Raw genomic sequence first — 566 nt, 5'->3', positions numbered from 1 at the left:
AAAGAAGAAATTGAAGTCGTTGTGGAAGCGAACAAAGTAGTACAAGTACAAGTAGAAAACGCAAAAGAGCTAGGAAGCTTACAAGTAGTCAAAAAGGATGCAGAGAGTGGAAAAGTTCTAGAAGGCGCGGAATTTAGACTGAAGAACGAAAGTGGTCAAGTAGTTGGAGAAGCGAAAACAACGAATAAAGATGGTGTAGTCCAATTCGAAAACTTAGTGCCAGGAAAGTACACGTTAGAAGAAACGAAAGCACCAGAAGGCTACAAAGCAGTAGAAGTAACAGTAGAAGTAAACGTTGTAGCGAATGAAGTAGTAAAACAAGAAGTTATGAACGAAAAAGTAACAGGTCAATTTGAAATCGTAAAAGTAGATGCGAATGATAAAACGAAAGTGTTATCAGGTGCAGAATTTGAAGTGTATAAAGATGGTAAAAAAGTAGAGACATTACGAACAGATAAAACAGGTAAAGTAATCTCTACGAAATTAGAACCGGGAAAATACACATTAAAAGAAACGAAAGCACCACAAGGATATAAGTTGTTAAAAGAAGAAATTGAAGTCGTTGT

The 566-nt window shown here is 36.0% G+C and carries 1 protein-coding gene; it reads left to right on the top strand.

Annotation, left to right across the window (positions count from 1 at the left end; translation table 11 throughout):
• On the top strand, positions 1 to 566 hold a 566-nt coding region (locus BAU23_RS19080), incomplete at both ends, for an MSCRAMM family protein (protein WP_276327601.1).

It is taken from the genome of Bacillus nitratireducens, assembly GCF_001884135.1.
Taxonomy (GTDB): domain Bacteria; phylum Bacillota; class Bacilli; order Bacillales; family Bacillaceae_G; genus Bacillus_A; species Bacillus_A nitratireducens.
Note: the sequence above shows the minus strand (reverse complement) of the source record. Positions and strands in the feature narration are given on the sequence as shown.